Here is a 578-nt window from a genome sequence, read left to right on the forward strand (position 1 = left end):
GGTGCCTAGGATACGTGATTGATAGTTCTTCTGGTTGCGGAACCCGCGGCCGGTGCGCTTGATGTGTTTGATCCCGGTGTTGGCCGCTTCAGTACGAGCGTTGGTGACCTGGGTGCGGACGAAGACCTTGATCTCGGTCCACCAGTTCCCGACGGTGGCGGCGAGTTTATCGGTCTCGGCCATGTCAGCGGCGGCCACCGCCATTTCGAAGTCGATCCGGGCGTTCTGGGCTGCCGGGATGTCCTTGGCGGCCAGCATGACCCGTAGGCGCTCCTTGACCGCCCAGGCGGCAGCAACCTGCTCATAGTCAGCATCTTCGAGGACTTGCTCTAACCGGTGGAGTCCGGCGTCGGTGAGTCGGTCCCCGGCGCGCAGCAGCAGCATCCGGTGAGCCCACACCGAGTCCTCTTTCCGGCCTCGCCGGCCCAAGACTTCGCGGGTGACCCGTTGCCGGACCTCGGTGAGCATCTGGTTACCGAGGCGAACCACGTGCCAGTGATCAACGCTGATCTCCACCGCCGGCAGCACCTGGCGTACGGCGTTGCGGAACGCGCTGGAGGGTTCGATCGCGACCACCG

At 64.7% G+C, this 578-nt stretch carries 1 protein-coding gene; it reads right to left on the reverse strand.

Annotated features, from left to right (window positions below; genetic code table 11):
* On the reverse strand, nt 1–578 hold a 578-nt coding region (locus tag MWC30_RS21765), incomplete at both ends, for a transposase (RefSeq protein ID WP_244086296.1).

It is taken from the genome of Desulforhabdus sp. TSK (assembly GCF_022836495.1).
GTDB lineage: Bacteria > Desulfobacterota > Syntrophobacteria > Syntrophobacterales > Syntrophobacteraceae > Desulforhabdus.